We start from the raw sequence: 25,067 nt of genomic DNA on the forward strand, positions 1-25,067 counted from the left end.
TCTACCCGCATAGTGTCCCTCAAATGGCAAAAATTATTCGATACTTGGGAAATATGGTGGCAGCCACCCAAAGATGGAATTTCCAATCAACACCACTATAATTAAAGCTAGTAAAACAGAAATGGGGGATACGATGGAAACGGGCAGGATTGGAATTGATGCGGGAGGGACGCTGCTGAAGATTGCCTATGAAGAAAGCGGGAGGATCAAGTACCGGAAGACCGGATACAAAGAAGCGAAAGAGCTGCTGAACTGGCTGAAGCTTATCTCGCCTGCAGCTTCTCCATCGGTAACTGGAGGAAGGGCTTCTTGGGTAAAAGAACATTTTTTCCCCAACGCACGGCTTGTCCCTGAATTCGAAGCGGTCTGCACGGGTGCTGCTATTCTTCGCCAAAAAGAAGAGAACACCTCCGTCGGCCAGTTTCTACTCGTAAATATCGGGACTGGAACATCCATTTTCCTTGCCGGAGAAGGAAAATGCGATCGCATCGGAGGAAGCGGCCTTGGCGGCGGTACATTGACAGGGCTCGGCAGCCTGCTAACAGGAACGGATGTTTTCTCCGAGCTCGTCGGCATGGCAGCCGTCGGGTCAAGGCAACAAGTTGATTTATTGGTGAAGGATATTTATGGCGGCGGGGATGAACCGCTGAACGGAGACATGACCGCAGCAAATTTTGCTAAAGGGAACGGTTCCAGGAAGGAAGACCTTGCGGCAGCGCTTATCAATATGATCGCCGAGACAATTATTCTACTAACTTCCCAGCTTGCTATGGCAAGTAATGTGGACACAATTGTATATGCAGGCAGCACGCTGGCCGGGAATGCTCCTTTAAAGGACACCCTGTCCGCCTATACTGGGGCGTTTGGCCTCAACCCAGTTTTCCTTGCGAACGGCGAATATTGCGGGGCACTCGGGGCGCTAATGGCTGATGGCCCAACTAGGAATTAACCGGCAGAGAAAAAGAGTTTCTTGAACAAACCAGCCGTTTCAGTCAGAATATAGGGAGAATGGTTGAAGAAGGTGGCTTATTTGGAAAAACGATTTTTTACGATTGGCATGGCAGGCCATATCGACCACGGAAAAACATCGCTTACAAAAGCGCTTACCAACGTCGATACAGACCGGCTGAAAGAGGAAAAAGAGCGGCAAATTTCAATCGAGTTGGGTTTTGCCCCACTTTATGAAGATAATGAAATCCAAATTTCCGTCATCGATGTGCCCGGCCATGAAAGGTTCATCAGGCAGATGATTGCCGGAGTGGCAGGAATCGACCTTGTAGTCCTAGTTGTTGCAGCCGATGAAGGCGTCATGCCGCAGACACGGGAGCACCTCGATATTCTCGGATTTCTTGGGATAAAAAACGGAATCGTCGCCATCACGAAGATGGACCGTGTTGAAGAAGAATTCATCGAGCTTGTTAAAGATGACATCCTTGAAGAACTACAGGGAACTGTCTTTGAAAACGCGCCATTCATGCTCGTTGATTCGCTTTCGAAAAAAGGAATCGAAGAACTGAAACAATTGATTATCGAAACCCTGAAAGAACAGGAAATGCGCGATGCCCGCGGTGCATTCAGATTGCCGATTGACCAGGTGTTTACTGTCAAGGGACAGGGGACGGTCGTCCGCGGCACGGTATATGAAGGAACGGTCGAAGAGGGCCAGGCGCTGACTATAATGCCGAGGGGAATTGAAGTCCGCGCGCGGCAGCTTCAGGTTCACCATAAACCGGCACAAAAAGCGTATGCCGGGCAAAGGGCTGCGATCAATCTTTCCGGGGTGGCGAAAGAAGACCTTGAACGGGGCGATGTCCTCGTATCCTCCGAGCATTTCATCGTTTCAAAAACGCTTGATGTCGCAATTAGGGTCGTAGAAGACCTTGATTATATGGTGAAACAACGCATGCCTGTAAAACTCCATATCGGCACAGCCGAAGTGATGGGGCGGATTGTCTTTTTCGACCGGAACGAATTGAAGGAAGAATCTGGCGAAATCCTCTGTCAGCTCCGGCTTGAGGAGGAAGTGCTGACGAAGCGGGGCGACAGGTTCATCCTACGGAGACCAAGCCCGCAGGAAACGATCGGCGGCGGCTGGGTCATCGATCCGCGCGGCAATAAGTACCGGTTCGGAAATGAGACAATTGAAGAATTGGAAAAGAAGAAGGCAGGCAAACCAAAGGAACGGATTGCCGCTGCTCTCTACGAAGCAAAAAGCCTTGGTTTTAATGAGCTCATCAAACGAACAGCGCTTGACAGCGAAACGCTTACAGCCGAGCTTGTGGACGAAAGCTTCCTTTTATATAACGGAAAGGAATATACGCTTCGCCAATTAGTCGATTCAATTGAAGAGGATATGTACGACAGGCTTCAGGACTACCACCAGCAGCATTCGATGAAGCAGGGGCTGAATAAAGCCGAGCTTCTCCAATCGATGAACAAAACCTTCCCGCGCAGCCTCCTTGATTTTGTGGTGGAAAACGGGATTGGAAAAGGAGCGTTCAAACGTAACGGCCAGTTCGTTTCTCTTGCCGAGTTCTCACCGCATGTACCGAAAAACTGGCAAAAACGAGCGGAGAACCTCGTCGATGAACTGAAAAAGGATGGACTGCAAGTTAAATATCTAGCAGACTATTTTAAGGCTGCCGGAATCCCTGACTCCCTTGAAAGCGATCTGGAAAGATACCTGGAGGAAACAGGGCAGATTGTCCCGCTTGACGGGCAGTATTTTTACCACGGCGATATTTTTGAAAAAGCGGTCAAGACGCTCCGTGATAGTACCGGCCCCGAGTTCGAAGTCGGCGACGCAAAGGATGCACTGGGTCTTTCCAGGAAATACATGATTCCATTCCTCGAACGTCTCGACGCCAAAGGACTCACAAAACGCGTTGAAAACAAACGTGTTTGGCAGAAATAAAAAGGAAAAACCCATCCGGTTCGGTAATGAAGGCAAAATTCCAATTAGCTATATATGTTAGAATGGAATTTGCCTTTTTAACAACACATTCAAACCCAAATTAATGCAACAAAAAATGCTTAGGTTTTTCTGAGCATTTTTTTTATGAAGAAAACTCAATTACGTTAAAAGAAGATTTAAAGCCCGAACAGCAGTGGTTGGGCGGTCCTTCGGGCGTTAACAGAGGATTTAAAACCTGAACAGAAGTTGTAAGGCGGCCTTCGGGCGTTAAAACGGGATTTAAAGCCCGAACAGCATTGGCTAGACAGTCCTTCGGACGTTAAAATGGGATTTAAAGCCCGAACAGCATTGGTTAGACAGTTCTTCGGGCGTTAAAAGAAGATTTAAAGCCCGAACAGAAGTGGTAAGGCGGTCCTTCGGGCGTAAAAAGAAGATTTAAAGACCGAACAGATCTGGTTAGCCTTGTGTACATACCATTTAAAACGCGCCAGGAATTGTTCCTGACACATTTTCATTTCTGCTAGATCGCTTTTTTGATTTTGTTCAAGTTATAAAACTTTTGAATATTTTTGAAGGTTACTTTCACAACAGAGAATAAAGGGATTGATATAATGACGCCAATCGCTCCGTAAAGGGAACCCGCGACCAACAGGACGAGGATGACTGTCAGCGGATGGAGGTTCAACTTATTGCTCATTACCCTTGGTGTAATCAAGTTGCCTTCGAGCTGCTGGACGATGAACATAACCAATAGGACCTTTACAACAAGGTCCGGCCCGTCCATGAGCGCGATAAACACTGCCGGGATAACCCCGATGATGGGCCCGAGGAACGGGACGATCGCGACACACATTGCAAACAATGCTAGTAGCAAGGCGTTTTCTAGTCCGATGATTAAATAGCCTGCATAAAGCATAACGCCATCCGAGACCGCGATGATGAATTGCCCGACAATATACGATGAAAGGGTTTTGTCGATATCACGGAGGATTTTTCGCCCCTCGTCCTTTCTGTCGGTTGGCAAATGGCGTAGCAACGCGGGCTGAAGCCGTTCTGCATCCCGTAACAAGTAAAACACGATGAAGGGCACAACGGCGAGAACAGTCACAATGCCTGCAATTGCGGAGAGGACTTTCCCGATATTTCGTTCCGCTGCTCGGAAAAATTCCCCGACCATGCCATTCGCTTTCGTTTGGATTTTGTCCACGGATTGCTTGGCTTTTTCGTTTTCCTTTACCAACTCTTTTGATTCATCCGTGACCTCCGCTACCTTTGATGGAAGATGGCTGCTGATTTCCTTTACTTGTTCGGCGATTTGGGGGCCGGCGACATGAAAGAAGGCGAACCCTATTGCGAAAATCAGCAAAAATACGGTTAGGATGCTGGGGGTCGTGGGCATGAATTTTTCCAAAAAGCGGACTGGTGGACGCAAAATATAATAAAGGAAACCTGATAATAACATTGGAAAAAAGATGGTGGCGATGAGTTTTTTGAACGGCCAGATAAAGTAATCGATTTTGCCGAGCAGGAAAATGATCAATAATAGCAGGATTGCGGCTGTCGCATACCTGAAGAATGGTTTCTCAATCCACATAGATATCCTCCGTTTTCTCTCTGATACGATGCTTTTTCCCTGTTTATGTACCGCGGTAAACAATTCTGTATCTGAGAGGCTGAAAGGGTTTTGGTTTCCTGCGTTTGGTAAAAATACTGTCAAACTCGTATAAGAAAAGGTGGCTTGCCATGCTGACGCTTATAAAAAACGGAATTGTGTACAGCCCCGATTTTCTTGGCAAAAAGGATCTTTTAATTGTGAGGGACCAGATCGGGTTTGTAGAGGATGAGATCAGGCAACCGTCCGATTTTGTTGAAATCGATGTGATTGATGCGGAGGGGAAATACATATTCCCGGGATTTTTAGATTCCCATGTTCATATTATGGGAGCCGGAGGGGAAGGCGGTTTCAGGCTGCGGACCCCCGAATTGATGCTGACGGATGTCACAACAGCGGGAATCACGACGGTAGTTGGCCTTATTGGGGGTGTTTCGAAGCGGGTGCTCTTATTAAACTGGCAGTTCGTTCACCTATTGCCACCATGGCGGGTTGGTTAACCGGTGTCTTTTGCGCTGCAAATGTGGCAGAAAAGTGACAAATCCGGATATCGTGGTTGAAAACCCGGATAAGTGGTCCAAAAACCCGGATAAGTGGCCCGAAAACCCGGATAAGTGCCTCGAAACCCCGGATATTATTTCCCCCCCCGAAAGAACAGTCCCAAAAAGTTCACGAATGAACCTCCAATTCGGCAGGATTTTACAAAAAGTGCTAGAATTGTAACAGAAAGAAAGGAGGATACTAATTTGATTGCATTGGAAAGAGCAATTCCGCTTATCATTTTGATGCTTGAGGCACTTTTAAGGAGGCTGCCGGGCGGTCATCCAAAGAGAAAGGATATTGAGGAATCGTTACGGACTCAAAAAGCGGGGTATAACGGTGAAAAATCAGTTGACCATTACCTGAATTTCCTCGATCAGGAAAAGTTCATGATTTTCAAAGGATTGCGGCTCAACAACAACGGATTCTTTTTTCAAATTGACACGCTTTTAATCACTCCGTTCTTCGCATTGATTCTTGAAAGTAAGAACTGGGCTGGAGAAATTCATTTTGAGAAAAATTTCTGCCAGGTTTTTCAGGAGAAAGATGGCAAAACAGCAACATACACCAATCCCATTTCACAAGCAAAACTGCAGACGCGCAATTTAAGAGAGTGGTTCAAAAAACAGAACTTCCCGGACATCCCGATTGAATTCCTTGTGGTGATGAGCAACAATTCCTCGAAGCTTAAGGCAGACCCGGGCTACTACGAAGTTTTCCAAAAAGTCATTCTCGCCATACGCCTGATTGAAAAAGTTTCTGAAATCGAAAAGGGCTACAAACAGTTGGTGCTGGAAGCGAAGCCATTGAAAAAGTTAAAGAAGGCGATTCTCCTGCAACACACGCCACACCGTCCCGACGTCCTAAAAAACTTCACCATTTCCACTACTGAAATCCTTCCTGGCATCCTTTGCCCCAAATGCCTATCACTCACAATGAAATTTCATTATAGAAAAAGCTACTGCGGCCGATGTGGCGATATATCGCTAACCGCCCATTTGGAGGCAATCCAAGATTATTTTTTATTGATTTCCCCCGAACTTACAAATTCTGAGTTGAGACGGTTTCTAAAGTTAACAAAACCCGATCAGGCATACAACCTCCTCACTTCGATTGGCCTCCCTTTTACCGGCACAAAAAGAGGCCGCATCTACCACCAGCCCCATAACTGCACACTGACATCCAACGCCCGCCTACGAAAAGATTAAAAGTTCCCAAAAGTGGTAAAGGACAGTATAGTAGATTGCGTTGAACAGGAGATGAAACCATGCTGGATAACCCGCAGGAAAAGAAGATGTATTTCGTCGATATCAAGACAGGGGAAATTACGATGGAACCGACCGCGGAGAATACGTTTACCGTTATCGCGGATGAGCAGGAAATCCAGGATTTGCGCGAGCTGTTCGAGGAAAATTATGATGCTGACAAGCGAGGCTACTTGCGGACGCATTTGCCGTGGCAGCAGTACCATGAATTTTCCGAGGGAGAAAATAAAGATTACGATAGGTCGATTGAACTGATTTATGCGATGATTTACAGGCTCGGCGATGCTGAAGCCAGGCAGCACATTGATGAGATGGGCATCCTCAAAGAGCAAAATTATGATAATGAGGATTTCCGTTGATGATAGCGGCGGACTGACAAGGTCCTACTTTTAAATGACATGAAAAAAGCTGTTCCTGGCCGGGAGCAGCTTTTTCACATTCAGAAAGAGTTTTATTATAAGCAGGGTTCGTAACTCAGTGACCTCAGCATAAAAAAACCGCCCGGGTTCCCGGACGGCCAATATGTTGAAGAACTGCACTCCAATCCCATTTTACCAGCCCCGGCTGGCGCCGCCTCCTCCGGACGAACCACCGCCACCGCCGCGTGGGCCTCCGCCACCGCCACCGCCGCCTCCACGTCCAATCATGGAGAGGAGGAGGAAGGTGAATGTACCGCGGAAGAAAACCATATCGACGATAATAAACCCGACGACAAGCAGGATAATCAGCCATTCAGGCAGGCCGCCGGATTTCTCGGAAGCTTGCTGGCCGTCAGTAGTCCCACCGACTCCCTTACCTTCGCCGATGACTTCATTCCCAATCGCCTGGTACGTTTTCATCACAGCCTGGCCCGGCTTGCCTTGCTGAAGGTAGGGAATCGCGTTCGTATCGAGAATTCGGCCTGCCTTGCCATCGGGGATAATCCCTTCAAGGCCGTAGCCGACTTCGATTCTGATTTTCTTGTCTTTTAAGGCGAGGACAAGGAGAACGCCATTATCCTTTTCTGCGCTGCCAAGCTTGTATTTCCGGAATGCTTCATTTGCATACCCCTCAATATCGCGGCCGCCAAGCGAGTCAACAGTCAGGACGGCAACCTGGGCGCCGCCCGTGCTATCCTCAATTTGCCGGCCCCAGCCGATCAGTTGCTGTTCCTCGGCGGGACCTAATACATCGGCGAAATCCTGGACGTAAATATCTCCCCGCGGTTCCGGGATTTTATCGCCGGCAGCATAGGCCCCAGCGCTGCCGCCAAGCAGAAACAGGACTAACAGCGAAAGAATGGCTGAGGCCTTTGCCGCTTTCATTACCCGTTGCCCCCGAAGTCGACTTCGGGTGCTTCCTGGGCACGCGGGTCTGCGCGGAAATATTCCTTTTCATCAAAACCTGTAATCGATGCGACAATCGCACCAGGGAATCGCTTTACCCTTTTATTAAATACCGCGACTTGATCGTTGTAATCCTTTCGGGCGACAGCTATCCGATTTTCTGTCCCGGCAAGTTCATCCATCAGCTGCCTGAACTGCGCGTCAGCTTTCAGGTTTGGATAATTTTCAACGACGACAAGTAATCTGCTCAACGCCCCCGACAATTCCGCGTTGGCGGTCGCTTCTTCTTCAGGTGATCTTGCGCCTGCAAGACGGGCGCGGGCATCAGAGATAGCCTCAATCGTTTCTTTTTCATGCGCTGCATAGCCTTTAACCGTGTTCACCAAGTTTGGTATTAAATCCAGCCTTCGCTGCAGCTGGTTTTCAATTTGCGCATACGATTGGTCTACGTTTTCCTCGGCGTTGACAAACCCGTTGTAGCTGGACATCAACATGATGACAAGTACAACGACGATACCGAGGATGACAATCCATGTTCCCTTAAAGCCTCTTCCCATTTTCGACACTCCTAACCTGTTTAATCTATACGGGTATCTTCCCTCGGGGCCTCGGGTTTTAAACCCGGCGGCAATGGCACCGCTTTGTTGCCCGCTGTTCAAGTATACGGGACTTCTCTCAGGAAGTTTCATTTTTCGAAAGCATTGGGGAAAAATAAAACCGAACCAGTTTTCTGAATAAAATTGCTTATTGCCAGAAAGGCGTAATGGTACTATAGTTAAATTGGAGAAAGTTGGGGACAGACTCGCAGCTTGATTTTACACACAGTATTCCGGGGGAGGAAGTGCCCAATGCAGCAAGTGATGGCATTTATGAATGAATACGGCTATTGGTTTCTCTTCTTGTCGATGGCGACAGGAATGATAATCTTGCCATTGCCGTTGGAAGCGATAATGGGATATTCGGGTTATCTTTCATTTGAAGGTGATTTGGACTGGTTTACATGCGTGCTTGCCGCAGCGGCAGGAACTTTTCTTGGAATGATTGTCAACTATTGGATTGGCAAAAAGCTTGGTTATGGATTTTTCAAAAAATACGGCCATTACTTCTTTCTGAAACCAAAAACCCTTGATAAATTGTCTGACTGGTTTTTAAAATACGGCAACAAGCTGTTGATTATCATATTCTTCGTCCCGGGGGCCCGCCACGCAATCGGCTTCTTCGCCGGCATTACAAAGTTCCCGGCAAGGACGTATGCGATATGCACTGCACTCGGATCGCTTATTTGGGCGACGCCTTTCATCATAATAGGTAAAATGATTGGCCCGGGCTGGATGCTGTACCATGAGGAAGTGAAGAATTTCCTCTATATAACAAGCATGGTCCTACTTGTGGTATTTCTTGCATTCTTTTTGTCGGGAAAAACGAGCCCGCGCGTCTCCGATTTCGGCTTCAGGCTTAAGAGGAAGCTCTCCAAATTGATTCGTTAAGCTGCTCGAGAATTGGTTTTAGCTGGACCACCTATTGAAAAGTTCAGTCAAGAAAAATACATGAAGTTTTAACCAGAATGGGTTCCGAATTTTGTCGGGCCCTTTTTATTTTGCTCTAGATGAGCAAGTTATGCATCCATTCTAAGGCAGGTTTTTACAAAAAGCACAAAGCCCTAACATGAATGTATTAAAAGCCAACTAGCGAATAATTCACGTTCTTGTAGAAAAACATAAGGTGGGATGAAGGAATTGAAGTTTGAAAATCCATTAAAAGCTTCATTATCCATATAAAAAGTGATTACGAAGAGGTGTCTCTGTGGACCAGGAAAATTGTGACTTCTCGCCGATGAAGCAATCATTGAAAAAGGATATAAGCCAGGTTATTACGGCCTTACAGAGTAGCTTGGAAACAATGGATAATGAAAATTATTGTCTTCTAGGAAATTTTGAAAGAATAAAAAACCAATTTATACAAGTCGAAATGACCGCTGCTTCCTTTTATTTAAACTGCTATTTGTCCCCGTTTACGGATAAATATCCGGAATTAACCACCTGTGTGCAAAATATGTCGGCCCGGAAACATGGTGGATTAATTGTCATTGAGCGTGAAGATTCAGTTGAGCCCTACATTCATCCTGGTATTTCGATAGGGGCAGAGTTGAGCCATTCCTTACTGGAATCGATCTTTTTTCCGGGAAATCCGTTACATGATGGCGCTGTGCTGGTTAGCCAAAATCATATCGTGTCCGCTGCCAATGTACTCCCGCTTTCAGGCAAATATGTTGGAGATAAAAAATTGGGGACACGCCACCGGGCTGCTCTCGGGCTATCCGAAAAATGTGATGCTCTCGTCCTTGTTGTATCGGAGGAAACGGGTAAAATTTCATTTGCTTTTAATGGGAACTTATATCCTATTACGACAGGGGAACTACTTTGACTCTGCTTGCTTGAACGGAGAGGCCTGTTCTTTTAAAAAGATCTTCTGCCATCCGTATTGGCACCAACTTTGAAAAAGAATTAACAATTCACTTACCAAAAGGACTTCAAACTGATGTGCACCCCAAAAGTTAGACGAACAAATTCTAACTTTTGGGGTGTTTTTTATGGTCAAATATGATGAGGGATTTAAGCAAAAGGTAGTAGACGCTTATTTAGCCGGTGAAGGTGGATATGCTTCCTTGGCGACTAGGTTTGGAATTCGAAGTAAAACCAATATAAGAAAATGGGTCAGTGCGTTCCATCAATTCGGGAAACAGGGCTTAATTACTAAAAAAGCATCTACGAATTATCCTGTTCAATTTAAATTAGATGTCCTAAACTATAAGGTAAGAACAGGAGATTCCCTTGAAGAGGTTGCTAGAAAATTTGGCATTACTGAACCGCCTATGATTCTTAATTGGTTGAGGAAATGGCAAAATGAAGGTATTGAAGGGCTCTCTAAATTAAAGGGGCGTCCATCCGTGTCCAACAAGCCGAAGAACAAGAAAAACGAAAAGAAAATGACGAAGGAAGAACAACTTTTAAAAGAAATAGAATTACTGCGCGCGGAGAATGCCTATTTAAAAAAGCTCCGAGCTTCAGGGATAAATATTCCGAGCCGACTGCTAAAACAGAATCCAGGATCATCCATGAACTCAGAAAAGAATTCAAATTAGCTGTTATCCTTGAAGCTACAGGTTTTCCAAAGGCAACCTATATGTATTGGCAAAAGCGATTTAATGAACCTAATCCAGATGAAGAGATTGAAAGTATTATCCAGGATATTGTAGATAAACATAATGGAAATTATGGTTATCGTCGAATTGATATGGAATTACGTAAGAGAGGTTATATCGTAAATCACAAAAAAATCCTTCGGATCACCAATAAGCTGGGTATTATTTGTACCTCATACACACGTAAATCTCGCAAATATAGCACTTATAAAGGAAGCATAGGTAAAATTTCTAAGAACCTTGTCAACCGCAGATTCCATACAAGCATCCCGCATCAAAAATTAACAACTGATACATCTGAATTCAAATACTACATGACCGACTCTGATGGGAAGATGATTATCAAGAAGGCTTATTTAGATCCGTTCCTAGATATATTTAATGGGGAAATTCTATCATTTCGGTTCTCGGAACGCCCCAACGCAAAAGCAATATTGGATGCTCTAGACGAAGCAATTGAAATAACAAAAGATTGCCCCTATCGAACTACTATACACTCTGATCAAGGCTGGGGTTACCAAATGAACACGTACGTTAAGAAACTGAAAGATAATGGCGTCTTTCAAAGTATGTCACGGAAAGGAAACTGTCTCGATAATTCACCAATGGAAAACTTCTTCGGAATAATGAAGCAGGAAATGTATTACGGTAAAGTTTATCATTCATTTGACGAGCTTAAGCAAGCAGTGACTGATTATATTTTTTACTATAACAATGAAAGAATAAAAGCAAAATTGACTGGCATGAGCCCGGTTGAATACCGTCTTCATACCAGCCAACTAGCTGCTTAAATATTTTGGTCTAACTTTTAGGGTTCAGCACAAACTTGGAGTCCTTTTTGCTTTTTCAACTTAAGCCTGCCGCGTATCCCAAAAACCTCCCTTTATTTTTATAAAATGAGCCCTGCAAAATTTGAAATAGGCCTATTCTATGATTAAATAAAATAAGGAAGTTTTTGAAAGGGATGGTTTTTTTGCGAAAAAGGACTGTTGGCATTTGGATGATTACATCAGCATTGTTCATGCTGCTTTGGATGGCGGGGCTTGTTTGGGCTGTTGGCGATTATTACGCGGGCAAACCATCGGAACCACAGGCCAGGAACCCCGAAACACCAATACAAGAAAACAAAGAAGGGGATCTCACGATTGTCGCGATGGGCGATTCATTAACAAGAGGGACCGGGGATGCCGCGGGGCGTGGGTATGTCGGCTATTTGACCGACAGTTTGAAAAAGCGGTCCGAAGAGGACATTAAGCTAGTTAATCTTGGCATAAATGGCCAGCGATCAGAACACCTCGCTCAACAGGTTAAGCAGACTGAGGTCAAACGGCAGCTCGGGAACGCGGATATTGTCCTTATTACAATAGGCGGAAATGATTTATTCAGGGGCGGGCAAGGGCTTGTTGAATTCGACCGCCAAAACCCCGAAGAAATCGAAAAGAAGTTCCTTGCAAACGTAAACGCCATCCTTTCGGAAATCAGGGCTGTAAATAAAGATGCGACCGTTTATTTTATCGGACTGTACAATCCATTCATCGAACTTGCAGATGGAAAGGAAATTTCCGCTGTCATCAGGCAATGGAATTTCGCAACCGCCAATCTTGCCGCGAAATTTGAGAAGGTGGTGTATGTCCCGACATTTGATTTGTTCGAACAGAACGTGAACGATTATTTATATACAGATAAATTCCACCCGAATACAAAAGGCTACCAGCTTATCGCGGACAGGGTGGCGGCATTGGTGGCATGGAAGGGGAAAAACTGATGTCCTCGGTAACGCTTGAAGTCAAAGAGTTGAAAAAACGGATTGGCAAAAAGGAGATTATAAAAGGAATATCCTTTGAGCTTCATAAAGGGGAGGTATTTGGCTTCCTAGGCCCAAACGGCGCTGGAAAAACAACGACAATCCGGATGCTCGTCGGATTGATCAAACCGACATCGGGCACCATTTCCGTCTGCGGTTACGATTTGAGGAAGGACTTCCCTGACGCGATGAGGCATCTCGGCTGCATCGTCGAAAACCCGGAGCTTTATCCGTATTTATCAGGCTGGGACAATCTCGCCCATTTTGCAAGGATGCTAAATGGCGTCAGTGACGAGCGGATTTGGGAAGTGGTACGGCTAGTCGGGCTTTCCGAACGGATTCATGACAAGGTAAAAACGTATTCGCTCGGGATGCGGCAGCGGCTCGGAATTGCCCAGGCGCTTCTCGGAAGCCCAAGCGTGCTCATTTTGGACGAGCCGACAAACGGCCTCGACCCGGCTGGAATCCGTGAGATGAGGGAGTTCATCCGGTTTCTTGCCGAAAAAGAAGCCTTGAGCGTCCTCGTATCGAGCCATTTGCTGAGCGAAATCCAGCTCCTATGCGACCGGGTGGCAATCATCTCAAAAGGCAGGGTCATTAAGACGGATACGGTTGCGGTCCTGCTTGGCATTAGGGAACGGATTGCCTGGAAGCTCGAACCCTTCGAGGAGGGTAAAAAAATCCTCGGCGCCCTTACCTCAATTGAAGTCGCTGAAGATGGCTCGATTTTAACGGAGTACAGCGCTGATAAAGCCGCCGAGTGGAACCGGAAGCTTGTTGAAGCTGGCATCTCCGTCTCGGAAATGAACAGGAAGATGCCGGTCCTCGAAGACCTGTTCCTTGAGCTTACCGGGGGTGACACAATTGACTAAGCTCGTACATAATGAAATGCTCAAGCTTTTGGCTAAAAAGAGACTCCTGGTTATCGCTGCAATCATCGCCGTCCTCGTCGCCCTTTTCACGTACGCGCAGCTTCGCCAGGTAGAAACACAGCGCGAGCGCATGGGTACAACCGATTGGAAAACCATTCTCCAGCAGCAAATCATCGATACGCAAAACAGGCTTTCATCAAGCCGGATAAGTGAAGAATGGAAAAAACAGCTGCAAATTAGCCTTCAGCAGCAGCAATACTACCTTGACCATAATATCAATCCATCCGAGCCAGGCGCGCCAACCTTTATGCGCATGTTCATCGAAAATTCGATCGACCTGTTTCTGCCACTCATGGTCATGGTCATCGCGAGCGACCTTGTGTCCTCCGAGCACAGCCAGGGAACAATCAAGTTATTGCTGACAAGGCCCATTAAGCGTTGGCGGGTTTTGCTCAGTAAGTATGTGACGCTTTGCCTTTCCGTTTCGTTGATTGTCGCCATCATGGGCATTCTGTCGTATTTAATCTCAGGCCTTGTGTTCGGTTACAAAGGGTGGGGCGCGCCAATTCTGACCGGCTTTTCCGCTGCGGGTAGCACACTTGATACATCAGACGTCAAATTGGTTGACCAGTGGCAATATTTGTTGATGGAATTCGGGCTTGTCTGGTTCGTCGCCATCGTCGTCGGCACGTTGTCGTTCATGTTATCGGTATTAATCAGGAGCACGGCGGCGGGAATGGGCATCATGTTAGCGGCACTCATCTCCGGGGCGATTTTAAGCAATATGGTATCATCTTGGGAATCCGCGAAATACTTGTTCATGGTAAACCTCAGGCTGACGGATTACATGAATGGCACCGCTCCGCCAATCGAAGGGATGACCCTTTCGTTCTCGCTCGCCGTCCTGCTCGCATGGTGGGCTGCAGGCCTGTTCATCTCGTTCTATGTCTTTATTAATAGAGATGTATATTAAGCCGGATGCTTTAAATGGAAGATGTATCTACACGGAAGTGTGATTCGATTTTTTAAAAAATCTCGTCATGGTACTTCGTTTCTCTTTTTTAAACAAACCTTCCTGCTTTTTCCACGGTTACCTACCTCATAAACAGGAATAATAATGGAGTCAGCATTATTTGGAAAGGCAGGGGTTAAAATGTCGCAGCTTTTATACGTCACCGCCCATCCGCATGACGATACGGCTTCATACAGCATGGCGGTCGGGAAAGCATTTATCGAAGCCTACCGGGAAGCAAATCCTAATGATGAGGTAATCCATCTTGACTTGTACAAAGAGGATATACCGCAAATAGACGTAGACGTTTTTAGCGGGTGGGGAAAACTTCGTTCGGGTTCCGCGTTTGATGAGCTGTCCGGCGAGGAAAAACGGAAAGTGACCCGGCTCGGGGAATTGACCGATCAATTTGTCGCAGCCGATAAATACGTCTTTGTTACGCCGCTCTGGAACTTTTCTTTTCCTCCGGTCATGAAAGCGTATATCGATTCCATCTGTACGGCAGGAAAAACATTCAGGTACACAGAAAAGGGGCCAGTCGGGCTTCTTACTGATAAAAAAGCGCTCCATATCCAGGCACGCGGCGGCGTTTACTCGGAAGGCCCTGCAGCCGCAATGGAAATGGGCCACCGCTACATCGGAATCATCATACAGTTTTTCGGAATTCCGTCCTTCGAAGGCTTGTTCGTTGAAGGGCATAACCAGTTCCCCGACCGGGCGCAGGAAATCAAGGAAGACGCCATCCGAAGAGCAAAGGACATGGCAGCTACGTTTTAACACTCATTGTATGGCACGGTGCTATCATGGCGCCGTGCCTTTTTGAATTCAAGGACTAATCTATTTGAGTGGTTATTAAACTGTTTTCCTTGATCAAATCCGGCTATGTGACAAAGATTTAGCGAAATCCTGAAAAGGTGTCGCTAAATCAAAATGTGCGACAAAAATCCGGTGAAATTCTGAAAAGGTGTCACTCAAATCCGGATGAGTGACAAAGATTCAGCGAAATCATGAAAAGGTGTTCCTCAAATCCGGATGAGTGACAAAGATTCAGCGAAATCATGAAAAGGTGTCATTCAAATCGAGATGTGCGACAAAGATCCGGTGAAATTCTGAAAAGGTGTCACTCAAATCAAAATGAGTGACAAAGATTCGGCGAAATAATGAAAAGGTGTCATTCAAATCGAGATGTGCGACAAAGATCCGGTGAAATTCTGAAAAGGTGTCGCTCAAATCAAAATGTGCGACAAAGATTCGGCGAAATCCTGAAAAGGTGTCGCTCAAATTAAAATGAGCGACAAAGATTCGGCGATATCCTGAAAAGGTGTCACTCTCCTCTTAAGGAATATCAACAAAGAACCAAACCTTAGAAGCCCAATACAGTACCTATCGAATTCCTCTCTAACCCATCAGCATAATAAGATTTAATTATCGGCATGGATAATAGTCTCCTAATTTCTATAACCTCCACTCTGGCTTATAATGGAAGGACAAAGGGGGAATGAGTGGATGGAATTTGCATTCAAGCAGCTTGACCATGTCCAGCTTGCCGCTCCAAAAGGATGCGAGGAGGACGCGCGTGCTTTTTACGGAAATCTATTGGGGTTTACGGAAATTGAAAAACCACCCGTTTTAAAAAAGAAAGGCGGCGCCTGGTTCCAAAACGGTACGATTCAATTACATATTGGCGTCGAGGATCCGTTCCTTCCGGCAAAGAAGGCGCACCCCGCGTTTGAAATCGAAAATTTAGATGGATTAAAGGCTCATTTAAAGGAAAATGGGGTGGACGTCATTGAGGATGACAACCTTCCTGGCGCGAACCGGTTTTATGCCGCGGACCCATTTGGCAACAGGCTCGAATTCCTTGAATGGGTAAAATAATCCTGGAGGAACAGCTTTACCCCAGCTCAAGTGGCATCTAATAAACAAAAACATTGCCAGACAACTGCGATTTCTCAGGTATCTAAAAATCACCCCATAATAGCTAATTACAATAAAAGAGAAGAACCCGCATTTCCAAACCAAGGAAATGCGGGTTCTTCCAATTATAAGGCTTGGGCTGGCTGCTTGCGCTCGAATTTCAGTGCGACAAGCAGGAAGGAACAGCCAGCAAGCAGGCGGACAACGGAAGCGATAGCCATAGCCGAGAACATTCCGAATTGGCCGAGCAAGAAGACACCTAGCTGCGGTGCTACAAAACCGATGATTGACAAGATAAATTGATAGTTTGCGAGATAAGTGGACCGGTTTATTTCTGGTGTTGCCTTCAGAAGCTGGTTGAATAACAACAGGTTTGTGCCGGATACGAACAGGCCGATCCAGAAGTTAAGGGCTGTCAGATAGAACAGATTGGTGGACAGCATGGTCAGGATTGGCGCGGTCGCCATACCGGCTGCGGCAACGAACAGGACGAGCGTGTTCCCGTGTTTGTCGGCGGCTTTTGCCCACCATTTCACGCTCAAGATTTGGGCGACTTGGTTTGTAACTGAGAAAAAGCTGAACCAGAGCGCGGTCGCGTTTGCTTCGCGGATATGGTAGATGCTGAACAGAGACCAGGCCATTTGCGCCCCGATGTTGAAAAGGACTGCGCATACGATGAACGATAGGAACGGCTTGTACCGGAAAACGTCCAAAGAAAATTTCTTTTTGGAGGTCTGTGTTTCAATTTTTTCAATCTTATCCTCTTTCATGTCACTGTGCTTATACAGGTAAAACACTTCCAGGAGTGCGAACAGGAAGCCGGCGACAAACAGGATTTGATATGGGAAAGCATCAGACTTGCTGAACTGCTGCAGAAAAAAGCCAGTCAGGAAGGTCACGATCATCGCGGCGATAGTTGTCCATTGGTTTCTTGTACTAAAGAATGAGCCACGGCGTCCTTCGGGGATGAGCCCGCCAATCAAGGTTTGCCATGAAAGCCCGGACAGCGCGCCGGGGAAGTTCAATGCCGCTATTAAAAAAACGAGCACCCACGGAGCAAAATGCGCATCCAGAAAAGGGACGAACAGGATAAGCATGAACATTAGCCTGGTGGCGAGGGTTGTATATACGGCAAAATTCTTTTTGCTTCTCGACAGGTTCAGCCATATCGCGCCCGGGATAAGGGCAAGCATAGCCACTATGGATGGGAGGGACGTGATTAGTCCCATCTGGCCATCGGTCGCGCCAAGGACACTGATGGCGAACAATGGAATATATCCGTTAACGGCAGTCGTTGATATCGTCGAAGCAAGCCCATGGTACAGGCTTAATTTTTCATCTTTTGTATGGGTCAAGATAAACAATCTCCATTCCATTTTTAGTCACGAAATGGATTGTATAACGGCGGTTTTACTAAATCAATATCAGCGGGAAAAAACAGTTCCATATGCATATGTTCTCCGCTGAGAACCCATGTAAATAGGCTTACAGTTTGTGAAAACTTTGTGGCTGGCACCCATCAGGAAGAGATTTAAGAAGAAAAAATAACCCTTCCTTAAAAAGGAAGGGCGGGGGAGGGATTCGGTGCCTTTGGAAGGAGAAAGGGAATGGGCACCGAGATAACGATTTAATTAGATTTATAACAAGAAGGGCGGAATGAGGGATTCCTTCCTTCCAGTATTCATTATTGTTGTTTTGCAGGTGCAGAAAGCTGTTCCCTTTTCAGGAAAAGAGTTTGTTTTAGAACCAATGCCGGTCCGCCGAGGACGAATAAATACCGGGTTTCAATCACACGTTTCATGATTGCCGCGAACCGGCCCGACATTGTGAAGCTGCCAACCTTGCCGACCGCCGTCCGGTCGCCAATCGAGGCGACGGAGCCTTTATGGTGATATTCAAAGCTTTTTAGCTTTTCGCCACGAACGAGGGCAACAAGGTTTTGCCCGCAAACATCTGCTTCCTGCATGGCTACCTGTGCGGTAGGAGGCAACGCCGATTTTTCATCTTTCATAAACAAGGCGCAGTCGCCGATGCAAAAAATGTTTTCTGTTCCTTTTACAAGGAGTGACTTTTCAACTGGTAATCTGCCGTTCACAAGCGGAAGCCCGAACGTTTCAAGCAGTGAGTTCGCCTTCACGCCGCATGACCAGATGAGTGTCCGGCATGGAATGTCAAGGCCGTTTTCAAGCTGGACAGCTGTTTCGGTACAAGACTTGATCTTAGTTGATGTAAAAATGTCGATGTTGTACGCCTCCATAATATGGGACGTATAGGCAATTAATTCATCCGCGAAGAATGGAATCAAGGAATCCGCGGCTTCAATGCCGATTATTTTCACATTTTCATATGGAACGCCGTACTCCTCGCACAGCTTTGGCAGCCCTTCGGCAAGCTCACCAAGCATTTCGATCCCTGTGAAGCCGCCGCCTGCAACGGCAAATGTCAACCTCGAAGGATCCTTGTCTTCTTTGTAGAGTGACAGTTGTTTTGTAATTTGGTGGTAAATCGCCTTTGAACTTCTGAAACTGCGAATCTCAAATGCATGCTCCTTTATGCCGGGGGTGCCAAATGTGGCAACTTCAAAGCCAAGGGCGATGACAAGATAGTCGTAGGAGATTTCCTCGCCTGATTCAAGAACAACGATTTGGGAATTCGGATCGACATTCGTGACTGTTCCTGTCTTAAAACGGGTTTTAGCATGGTTGACCAACTCCGGAATAGATAAGGCGATTTTCCGGTCCGGCGCGGTTCCTACGCCAACTTTGTGAAGCTGAGTTGTAATGTAATGGTAGGAATGTTTGTTAATTAACGTTACAGAGGCTTCTCCTGAACGAAGCAGCTTTTCGAGTTTTTTTGTTGTGACTAGGCCGCCATAGCCTGCGCCAAGAATGACGATATGTGGCTTTTTCATAAGAATTCCCTCCATCAATATTGTGAAATATTTCACATATTAAAATAAAAATAAAAAGACGAACATTGTGAATATTTTCACAAAACAAATTAAAAATAAAAGAACCAACTTGATATATTGTGAATATTTTCACATAACCTTTATAGGAATATAATAATCGATTTTACTGAAATGCACAAGCCTTTTTTAAAAAATATTCCATTCATAGTTTTTTTGTATTGTGGGGATAGTATTCCGGTAGATTATTTTACAAAGGAGAATGAATAATGAAGATTCGAATTGCTGCGGGAATTTTATTGGTTGGCCTCATTTCATTATCACATCTTTCCATCATTAGTGCCACACCATCGGCAATGGCTGAAATGATTGAAAAGGGTGGACATGAAAAAGGCGAAGACCGCCACCATAAAACGGGGCTGTTCCGTATAACCGATGAGGAGTATGTGGCCTGGGCGGAAAAATATACACCTGACAGGGTGGGTGAATGGAAGGAAGTCCTTGCGGAAAGGGAGCGGCTGAAGGAGCGCTGGCTCAGCCCGGAAATGGCGGCAAAACGTGAAGCGCTCCAAAAGAAACGGGAGGATAGGCGGAAGGAACTCTCTGAGCTGAAAAAACAATATGAGTCCGGTAAGCTCACAAAGGAAGAGTACATGAAAAAGGCCTATGAGAAAGTAAGGATGGGAATGAACTATGGGATGAAAGGGCATGCCTTGGCAATTAATCTGAAAATCGCGGTCGATGAGAATAACTCACGGGAGGCGGCCCTATTTTTAAATGAAATGCTTGTCTATTTTAAAGAGCACAACGATCGAATTCAAAAGAGGATGGAAACGTGAAGAAGGGCGCTTTTGGAGCGCCCTTTTTTGCATCCGACCTTAGGTGAAGGGATGCTGATTATAATTGCTGCATTGGGTACTTATACGGAATTCCGGAAACCTGTTTATAGGAATAGCAATCCCTTTTATATCCGCCAGTTGATGGCTCGCATATGATTTTTGCAGAAAACCTTGGATAGTCAAACGAGAAATACCCGATGCCAGTGGAATACCTTTGGACACTGTGGCGGCTGCCGCTTCGAATTGAATGTACCGGTTTTATCGCAATCTCCTCCTATTCAAGCAGGCCCATATGTGAGCGAGCCAAAGAATGGTCCCATGACAACGGCGTTTCACATCCTAACTTTTTCCCAATTTTTAAAAAGACAAAACCGAAAAACGGAATGTTTTTCGGTTTTAACCTGTTTTTTATCTCGGAGTAAGGCGAACAGCAGAATATAGGTATGGACTAACATGATGTCCATTGATGAAGGTTCCCTTTTTCGTTTAAGAACGTGACAAGACGCCCTGGTCGTGTTTTTCGGTTCCTGAGTAGGCATCCAGCACTGCTTTAATGGCATCCGCCGCCTGGTAGGCCAGTTTGTAATTGGCGGCAGTATTCCGTTCCATTGTTGTCACACGAAATAAGTCAAGTTCCTTGTCATATTTCAATTTGATCAATTCCTTATTGTCGAGGGAAAAAACATGAGTGACATCGGATCCGATATAAGGAACCTCTTTCAGTTCCTCGGCCAAATGGCGAAGTTCGTCAATCTTCATTTTTCCCAGCCCCTTTTATATAACATTCCATAATTCCCTTGGCATTCGGTTGGAAAAATAGTTCACCATTGGCGTTTCCGCCCTAGCCCTATATACTATCTTACCAGACATGGGTACGGGAAAACGGGGCAGGTGGAAATTGTAATTAATAAATAATGTGTTTGTAATGGGGATGTAAGAGGGATATGGTAAATGATTGGCTCAAAGAACCTTATCAGTCCTCCTTTATGTCGACCAAAATATAATCATCATAATATACCCGGACTGTTTTTCCTGATTGGGCCGCTTTTTGGGCAACAGCTACATTTCTGCAGAACAAAGGAATATCATGATCACCATTTGAAAAAATGATGTACGTAAAATCCGCTTTTAAAGGAATATAGCCATCCTTGATTTCTACAAACTTCCCGGTGAAGCAAGAGAGCTCCTCCAAACCTTTTTGTTCCGCCTTTGCAGCAAGGACGAGAAAACGGGCGCGAACGGTTTCCAGAACTTCTTTTATAAAAAGGAAAAACGCCAGCAAGCCAGCAATCATCAATGAAACAATCAGCACATCTGAAACTGGAGGGCGCAACAAGCCAATGGACCAAAAGAGCAATGCAGCTGCCAAATGATGTCTCAAACTTATCACTTCTTTCCGGAAAGAATGTTGTTATTCTGCCGTATCAAAGTTGGGAAGATAAAATTGCTCTGCAAGAAACCAGGAATGGTTGGGACAAAAATAGCCGCCTTCATACTCATCAGGCAGCCGCATCAATTGTTGAAAATATTCCCTTTTTTGTTCTTCCTATAATCATACACCATTTTGCCCTTTAAGTAAATTTAAAATACTGAAAATTAAAACAATTGTAATGGGATTTTTATGAAGTTGTCTAGAGAGTTTCTTTTACCTGGCCGAAAATCTCGGCCGGCCATTAAATCTCTAAATTGAAGCTAAAAACAAAAGAATGGATTTACGGGGGAAAACAAAGATAAAATAAGAATATCACATGTTTATTGGCACAATAGGAGAGAGAGATGCGAAATGTAAAACCGTTTGGGGCTGCTTTGGTAATCGCGGCAGTCCTTTTTCTTGTATGGAAGGCAATGGGCTACCCGGGCTACAATTACGGAAGAAATGTCGCGATGCCTACAGACCTTCATCCTGTAGTTAGGGAAAAAGCGGAGGAACTCGTTTCGACCGCGGCGAAAAAAGGCATTACAATCCAGCTGATTGAGGGGTTCAGGACGGTTGAGGAGCAGAATCGCCTTTATGCAAAAGGGCGTTCCGATGGTGGCCAAATCGTCACCTATGCGCGCGGTGGAGAATCGTATCATAATTATGGCCTTGCTGTCGATTTTGCTTTAACCGGCAAGGATGGATCGCTAATTTGGGATACGGAACATGATATGAACGGAAATGCACGGCCGGATTGGGAGGAAGTTGGATTGATGGCGAAAGGATTGGGATTCGAATGGGGTGGGGATTGGGAACGATTCAAGGACTACCCACATTTGCAAATGACCTTCGGGCTCTCAATCAGTGAGCTGCAGAGGGGAAAACGGCCTCCGGAACGGGCAGTGGCCGATATGAATGGACGAAATGGATGAAAAAACGGCAGTGCGGAAAGCAATACTGCCGTTTTTCTTATGTTCCTTTTAGGTTGGAAACTGGTGTTCCAAGGGCATCAAGGACGGTGAGCAACCCTTCAAATCCCGGTTTGAGAATGAAGCCGCTTGCTCCCATTTCCCTTGATTGCCGTTCAAGGCATTCATCCGTAAAGGTCGACATCATAAAGACCCTTGCTTTCGGATTGATACGGATAATTTCCTGAAGCGTTTCAAAGCCATTCAACTGGGGTAGAAAAAATTCGAGCATAACAACATCGGGAAATCCGGTCCTGTATTTCAGGACGGCCTGTTTTCCATTGTCTGCTTCAGCCATGACCCTGTAATCAGTTTTGTAAAGCTTTTTTTTAAGTACGCTCCGAATAAAGATGGATCGGTCTGCTACGAGTATTGATTTCATTGCCAAGAACCCCTTCGCCATTTTAAAAGGCAAATCAGGAAAGGTTTTGGGATTATAAGCGTACTGCAGCCCGGCTGCCATGACAATTTCTTGTTTTAGGCCCGTGGCTTTGCGTCTTTTACTTTCGTAAAATTTGCCCTTTCCCAAATAGTAGCATTCCTTACTAGTAATAACATGGGACTATAGTCCTGTTTTAAACTAAAGGACGAACATGCATTCTCCTGTGGATGAAAATAACCTTTATTCACTGGGGATTGAGGGTACGAAAATTAGTTCAGAGGTTGTTGGGAAAATCGATTTTTCGGGGAATGTGGCGAATACCGCCCATTCAGCTTGCCAAAATTTCGTTGGGATGGGCTAAAGCTTGTCATTTTTTTAAAAAAAGCCGCCTGGAATGGTCCAGGCGGCTCGATCGTTTGTCCTATTTTGTTTTGTCTATCATGTTATTAAACTCACTGGCAAGCCGGTCCTTGGCTTCGCCGTATTTTTCTTTTACTTGGCCTTTGCCTTTGTCAAAATTGCCTTCAGCCTCAAGCGATTCATTACCTGATACTTTTCCTGCAGTCCTTTTGGCTTCACCTTTCAGCTGGTCCCATGCACCTTTTGTTTCATCTCTGTTCATGATTGAACCCTCCTTGTTGTTCTGCCTTTGTTCTTTTTTACCCTGTAAAGAAGGCATTAAAACAAAGTATGGCTGAAGGGAAGGGGGCAGGGCAGCCTTTTTAGGATGCGAAGTGGTTCGCTTTCCCTTTGATGGTTGCCTGAAGCCAGTTCTTTCCTTCCACAAGGCGGGAAACGAGCATTCCGCAAACGGTGTTGCCAGTAGAGTTAAGCAAGGTTGCCGGCGCATCGATAATCGTTGAAATGACGGCGATGATCGGCAATACCTCAGGTGGAAATCCGAATACGCTGATAATTAGCATTTCGCCAATAAAGCCGCCGCCCGGGATCGCGCCCATGACCGCGCCAACGAGGAACGACACGGCGAGGATGCTTGCGATGCTTGAAAGGCTTGTCACATCCTTGCCGAAAAGCCCGAACAAGAAGACGATTTTCAATACGCCGCCGAACACGGAACCATCCTTATGCGTATTCGCGCCAAGCGGGATGATTGTTTCGGCGATATCCTTTGGTACGCCCATCTTTTTTACGGCATCGAGGTTAACCGGAATGCAGGCCGCGCTCGAGCATGTTGCGATTGCTGTAACAGAAGGGGCAATGACATTTTTCCAAAAAATCTTCACACCGGCTGAGCCGCCGGCAATAAACGCGTATAGTGTGAAGAAACCGAAATAGTACAGGACGGAAAGGCCGAGATACAACAGGAATGTTCGTAAATAGCCTTCCAAAATCTGCGGGCCAAGTTCGCCGATGACCGTGGCAAAATAAGCACCCAGGCCGATTGGGGCATAGTACATGACGATTTTGACGATTTTCATCATTACTTCAGAGCCCGAAGCGAGGAAGGACGCGACAGGTTTGCCCTTTTCGCCCGCCATCGCAGTCGCCAGGCCAAAAAGGACCGCGAAAACAATCAGTTGAAGCATATTGCTCCTTGAGAACAGATTGGCGAAATCCGGGACGGTAACGGTGGCGACAAGCTGAGCCGCGAGCGAAGGTTTTTCGGCCTGCTCAGGCGCATCGGCTTTTTCCATCATTTCCTTTACCGAAGAAATGTCTGTATTCTCTAGGGGGTTTACAATCGTTGTCCCGATAAAGGCAACGACGGCTGAAATTGCCGCCGTGATGAAAAAGACGAGGAAAATACTCCCCATGATTTTCCCAAGGCGCTTCATGCCGCTCATATTGGCGATGGCTGAAGCAATGCTGAAAAAGACAAGCGGGACGATAATCGTAAACATTAAATTCAAAAATAAGTCCCCAAGCGGTTTGACAACCGCTGCGTCCGTCCCAAAGATCAGCCCGGCGGCGCCGCCGACAATGATGGCAGCCAGGAGAATAATCGATGTTCTATAGCTTTTTAGGATAGAACCCATACTTTAAACCTTCTTTCGTAAAATCATTATGCTTCGGGTGCCAGGCATTATCCAACGTTTCATTGGAAAGTCACCATCAACTGCCTAAGGTAC

Annotated in this window: 25 protein-coding genes, 1 pseudogene and 1 riboswitch; of the genes and pseudogenes, 16 read left to right on the forward strand and 10 right to left on the reverse strand. The window is 45.9% G+C overall.

Translation table 11 applies throughout. The annotated features are described in order from the left end of the window. Positions 1-133: 133 nt before the first annotated feature. A complete protein-coding gene (coaW, locus tag V1499_RS10340; protein ID WP_409275992.1) occupies positions 134-949 on the forward strand; it encodes a type II pantothenate kinase in 816 nt (271 codons plus the stop codon). An 81-nt stretch (positions 950-1,030) separates the two neighbouring features. Next, the gene (selB, locus tag V1499_RS10345) at positions 1,031-2,914 is read left to right on the forward strand and encodes a selenocysteine-specific translation elongation factor (RefSeq protein WP_409275993.1); all 1,884 of its coding nucleotides are present in this window, start codon (positions 1,031-1,033) and stop codon (positions 2,912-2,914) included. A gap of 520 nt (positions 2,915-3,434) precedes the next feature. Here the strand turns inward: selB and V1499_RS10350 are convergent. Beyond that, positions 3,435-4,508, reverse strand: a complete 1,074-nt coding sequence (locus V1499_RS10350; RefSeq protein WP_409275994.1) for an AI-2E family transporter — start codon at positions 4,506-4,508, stop codon at positions 3,435-3,437. A gap of 149 nt (positions 4,509-4,657) precedes the next feature. On the opposite strand from V1499_RS10350, the gene V1499_RS10355 reads away from it, so the two are divergent. The 3 genes from V1499_RS10355 to V1499_RS10365 all read left to right on the forward strand — a co-directional run bounded on the left by V1499_RS10355 (position 4,658) and on the right by V1499_RS10365 (position 6,690). Next, a complete protein-coding gene (locus V1499_RS10355) occupies positions 4,658-5,026 on the forward strand; it encodes an amidohydrolase family protein (protein ID WP_409275995.1) in 369 nt (122 codons plus the stop codon). Between the two features lie 246 nt (positions 5,027-5,272). Beyond that, entirely contained in the window at positions 5,273-6,274 is a 1,002-nt protein-coding gene (locus V1499_RS10360) for a nuclease-related domain-containing protein (protein WP_409275996.1), read from the forward strand. A gap of 59 nt (positions 6,275-6,333) precedes the next feature. Then, entirely contained in the window at positions 6,334-6,690 is a 357-nt protein-coding gene (locus V1499_RS10365; protein ID WP_409275997.1) for a hydrolase, read from the forward strand. Between the two features lie 192 nt (positions 6,691-6,882). On the opposite strand, the gene V1499_RS10370 is transcribed toward V1499_RS10365, so the two are convergent. Further along, a complete protein-coding gene (locus V1499_RS10370) occupies positions 6,883-7,635 on the reverse strand; it encodes a TPM domain-containing protein (protein ID WP_409275998.1) in 753 nt (250 codons plus the stop codon). After that, the gene (locus V1499_RS10375) at positions 7,635-8,213 is read right to left on the reverse strand and encodes a LemA family protein (protein WP_409275999.1); all 579 of its coding nucleotides are present in this window, start codon (positions 8,211-8,213) and stop codon (positions 7,635-7,637) included. The genes V1499_RS10370 and V1499_RS10375 overlap by 1 nt, the downstream gene beginning before the upstream one ends. A 291-nt stretch (positions 8,214-8,504) precedes the next feature. Here V1499_RS10375 and V1499_RS10380 point away from each other — a divergent pair, with 291 nt between their 5' ends. The 9 genes and pseudogenes from V1499_RS10380 to V1499_RS10420 all read left to right on the forward strand — a co-directional run bounded on the left by V1499_RS10380 (position 8,505) and on the right by V1499_RS10420 (position 16,424). Further along, positions 8,505-9,143: a DedA family protein gene (locus V1499_RS10380; RefSeq protein WP_409276000.1), complete on the forward strand. Its 639-nt coding sequence runs from the start codon at positions 8,505-8,507 to the stop codon at positions 9,141-9,143. Between the two features lie 316 nt (positions 9,144-9,459). Further along, positions 9,460-10,080 (forward strand): sporulation-specific diadenylate cyclase CdaS, encoded by a 621-nt coding sequence (gene cdaS / locus V1499_RS10385; RefSeq protein WP_409276001.1) that lies wholly within the window; start codon positions 9,460-9,462, stop codon positions 10,078-10,080. Between the two features lie 166 nt (positions 10,081-10,246). Next, positions 10,247-10,540: pseudogene (locus V1499_RS10390) on the forward strand (helix-turn-helix domain-containing protein); the annotation flags it as partial. A gap of 137 nt (positions 10,541-10,677) precedes the next feature. Then, a complete protein-coding gene (locus V1499_RS10395; protein WP_409276274.1) occupies positions 10,678-11,649 on the forward strand; it encodes an IS3 family transposase in 972 nt (323 codons plus the stop codon). 173 nt (positions 11,650-11,822) lie between these two features. Then, positions 11,823-12,623 (forward strand): SGNH/GDSL hydrolase family protein, encoded by an 801-nt coding sequence (locus V1499_RS10400; protein WP_409276002.1) that lies wholly within the window; start codon positions 11,823-11,825, stop codon positions 12,621-12,623. Then, entirely contained in the window at positions 12,623-13,534 is a 912-nt protein-coding gene (locus V1499_RS10405) for an ABC transporter ATP-binding protein (RefSeq protein ID WP_409276003.1), read from the forward strand. Before V1499_RS10400 ends, V1499_RS10405 begins: the two co-directional genes overlap by 1 nt. Continuing rightward, entirely contained in the window at positions 13,527-14,507 is a 981-nt protein-coding gene (locus tag V1499_RS10410) for an ABC transporter permease subunit (protein ID WP_409276004.1), read from the forward strand. The genes V1499_RS10405 and V1499_RS10410 overlap by 8 nt, the downstream gene beginning before the upstream one ends. 180 nt (positions 14,508-14,687) lie before the next feature. After that, positions 14,688-15,323: an FMN-dependent NADH-azoreductase gene (locus tag V1499_RS10415; RefSeq protein WP_409276005.1), complete on the forward strand. Its 636-nt coding sequence runs from the start codon at positions 14,688-14,690 to the stop codon at positions 15,321-15,323. A gap of 729 nt (positions 15,324-16,052) precedes the next feature. Next, entirely contained in the window at positions 16,053-16,424 is a 372-nt protein-coding gene (locus V1499_RS10420) for a VOC family protein (RefSeq protein ID WP_409276006.1), read from the forward strand. Positions 16,425-16,588: 164 nt separating this feature from the next. Here V1499_RS10420 and V1499_RS10425 read toward each other — a convergent pair whose 3' ends face one another. Together V1499_RS10425 and V1499_RS10430 are read right to left on the reverse strand one after the other, a co-directional pair. Next, entirely contained in the window at positions 16,589-17,818 is a 1,230-nt protein-coding gene (locus tag V1499_RS10425) for an MFS transporter (protein ID WP_409276007.1), read from the reverse strand. A 329-nt stretch (positions 17,819-18,147) separates the two neighbouring features. Beyond that, positions 18,148-19,374: an NAD(P)/FAD-dependent oxidoreductase gene (locus tag V1499_RS10430; RefSeq protein WP_409276008.1), complete on the reverse strand. Its 1,227-nt coding sequence runs from the start codon at positions 19,372-19,374 to the stop codon at positions 18,148-18,150. A gap of 266 nt (positions 19,375-19,640) precedes the next feature. Between V1499_RS10430 and V1499_RS10435 the strand changes: the two genes are divergently transcribed. Then, on the forward strand, positions 19,641-20,210 hold the full coding sequence (locus tag V1499_RS10435) for a hypothetical protein (protein ID WP_409276009.1): 570 nt from the start codon (positions 19,641-19,643) through the stop codon (positions 20,208-20,210). 486 nt (positions 20,211-20,696) lie between these two features. On the opposite strand, the gene V1499_RS10440 is transcribed toward V1499_RS10435, so the two are convergent. Together V1499_RS10440 and V1499_RS10445 are read right to left on the reverse strand one after the other, a co-directional pair. Next, the gene (locus V1499_RS10440; protein WP_409276010.1) at positions 20,697-20,969 is read right to left on the reverse strand and encodes a hypothetical protein; all 273 of its coding nucleotides are present in this window, start codon (positions 20,967-20,969) and stop codon (positions 20,697-20,699) included. Between the two features lie 214 nt (positions 20,970-21,183). Further along, a complete protein-coding gene (locus V1499_RS10445; RefSeq protein WP_409276011.1) occupies positions 21,184-21,591 on the reverse strand; it encodes a hypothetical protein in 408 nt (135 codons plus the stop codon). A 395-nt stretch (positions 21,592-21,986) separates the two neighbouring features. Between V1499_RS10445 and V1499_RS10450 the strand changes: the two genes are divergently transcribed. After that, positions 21,987-22,559, forward strand: coding sequence for a M15 family metallopeptidase (locus V1499_RS10450; protein WP_409276012.1), 573 nt, complete (start codon positions 21,987-21,989; stop codon positions 22,557-22,559). A gap of 37 nt (positions 22,560-22,596) precedes the next feature. Here V1499_RS10450 and V1499_RS10455 read toward each other — a convergent pair whose 3' ends face one another. From V1499_RS10455 to V1499_RS10465, 3 genes are all read right to left on the reverse strand, one after another. Then, complete coding sequence (locus V1499_RS10455) at positions 22,597-22,977, reverse strand: response regulator (protein WP_409276013.1); 381 nt, start codon at positions 22,975-22,977, stop codon at positions 22,597-22,599. A gap of 61 nt (positions 22,978-23,038) precedes the next feature. Next, a riboswitch (cyclic di-GMP riboswitch) is annotated at positions 23,039-23,125 on the reverse strand. Between the two features lie 273 nt (positions 23,126-23,398). Beyond that, positions 23,399-23,599: a CsbD family protein gene (locus V1499_RS10460; protein ID WP_409276014.1), complete on the reverse strand. Its 201-nt coding sequence runs from the start codon at positions 23,597-23,599 to the stop codon at positions 23,399-23,401. A gap of 100 nt (positions 23,600-23,699) precedes the next feature. Beyond that, positions 23,700-24,974 carry a dicarboxylate/amino acid:cation symporter gene (locus V1499_RS10465; RefSeq protein WP_409276015.1) on the reverse strand — a complete coding sequence of 425 codons (1,275 nt, stop codon included), beginning with the start codon at positions 24,972-24,974 and terminating at the stop codon, positions 23,700-23,702. Positions 24,975-25,067: the final 93 nt, after the last annotated feature.

It is taken from the genome of Neobacillus oceani (assembly GCF_046237595.1).
Taxonomy (GTDB): domain Bacteria; phylum Bacillota; class Bacilli; order Bacillales; family Cytobacillaceae; genus Bacillus_D; species Bacillus_D oceani.

Excerpts from the sequence above, each read along its gene's own strand:
- V1499_RS10430 (WP_409276008.1), bottom strand. The coding sequence starts at position 19,374 with ATGAAAAAGCCACATATCGTCATTCTTGGCGCAGGCTATGGCGGCCTA.
- V1499_RS10455 (WP_409276013.1), bottom strand. The coding sequence starts at position 22,977 with ATGAAATCAATACTCGTAGCAGACCGATCCATCTTTATTCGGAGCGTA.
- V1499_RS10450 (WP_409276012.1), top strand. The coding sequence starts at position 21,987 with ATGCGAAATGTAAAACCGTTTGGGGCTGCTTTGGTAATCGCGGCAGTC.
- V1499_RS10350 (WP_409275994.1), bottom strand. The coding sequence starts at position 4,508 with ATGTGGATTGAGAAACCATTCTTCAGGTATGCGACAGCCGCAATCCTG.
- coaW (WP_409275992.1), top strand. The coding sequence starts at position 134 with ATGGAAACGGGCAGGATTGGAATTGATGCGGGAGGGACGCTGCTGAAG.
- V1499_RS10415 (WP_409276005.1), top strand. The coding sequence starts at position 14,688 with ATGTCGCAGCTTTTATACGTCACCGCCCATCCGCATGACGATACGGCT.
- V1499_RS10380 (WP_409276000.1), top strand. The coding sequence starts at position 8,505 with ATGCAGCAAGTGATGGCATTTATGAATGAATACGGCTATTGGTTTCTC.
- V1499_RS10405 (WP_409276003.1), top strand. The coding sequence starts at position 12,623 with ATGTCCTCGGTAACGCTTGAAGTCAAAGAGTTGAAAAAACGGATTGGC.
- V1499_RS10375 (WP_409275999.1), bottom strand. The coding sequence starts at position 8,213 with ATGGGAAGAGGCTTTAAGGGAACATGGATTGTCATCCTCGGTATCGTC.
- V1499_RS10370 (WP_409275998.1), bottom strand. The coding sequence starts at position 7,635 with ATGAAAGCGGCAAAGGCCTCAGCCATTCTTTCGCTGTTAGTCCTGTTT.
- V1499_RS10365 (WP_409275997.1), top strand. The coding sequence starts at position 6,334 with ATGCTGGATAACCCGCAGGAAAAGAAGATGTATTTCGTCGATATCAAG.
- V1499_RS10420 (WP_409276006.1), top strand. The coding sequence starts at position 16,053 with ATGGAATTTGCATTCAAGCAGCTTGACCATGTCCAGCTTGCCGCTCCA.
- V1499_RS10440 (WP_409276010.1), bottom strand. The coding sequence starts at position 20,969 with ATGAAGATTGACGAACTTCGCCATTTGGCCGAGGAACTGAAAGAGGTT.
- V1499_RS10460 (WP_409276014.1), bottom strand. The coding sequence starts at position 23,599 with ATGAACAGAGATGAAACAAAAGGTGCATGGGACCAGCTGAAAGGTGAA.
- V1499_RS10400 (WP_409276002.1), top strand. The coding sequence starts at position 11,823 with ATGGTTTTTTTGCGAAAAAGGACTGTTGGCATTTGGATGATTACATCA.
- V1499_RS10435 (WP_409276009.1), top strand. The coding sequence starts at position 19,641 with ATGAAGATTCGAATTGCTGCGGGAATTTTATTGGTTGGCCTCATTTCA.
- V1499_RS10465 (WP_409276015.1), bottom strand. The coding sequence starts at position 24,974 with ATGGGTTCTATCCTAAAAAGCTATAGAACATCGATTATTCTCCTGGCT.
- V1499_RS10355 (WP_409275995.1), top strand. The coding sequence starts at position 4,658 with ATGCTGACGCTTATAAAAAACGGAATTGTGTACAGCCCCGATTTTCTT.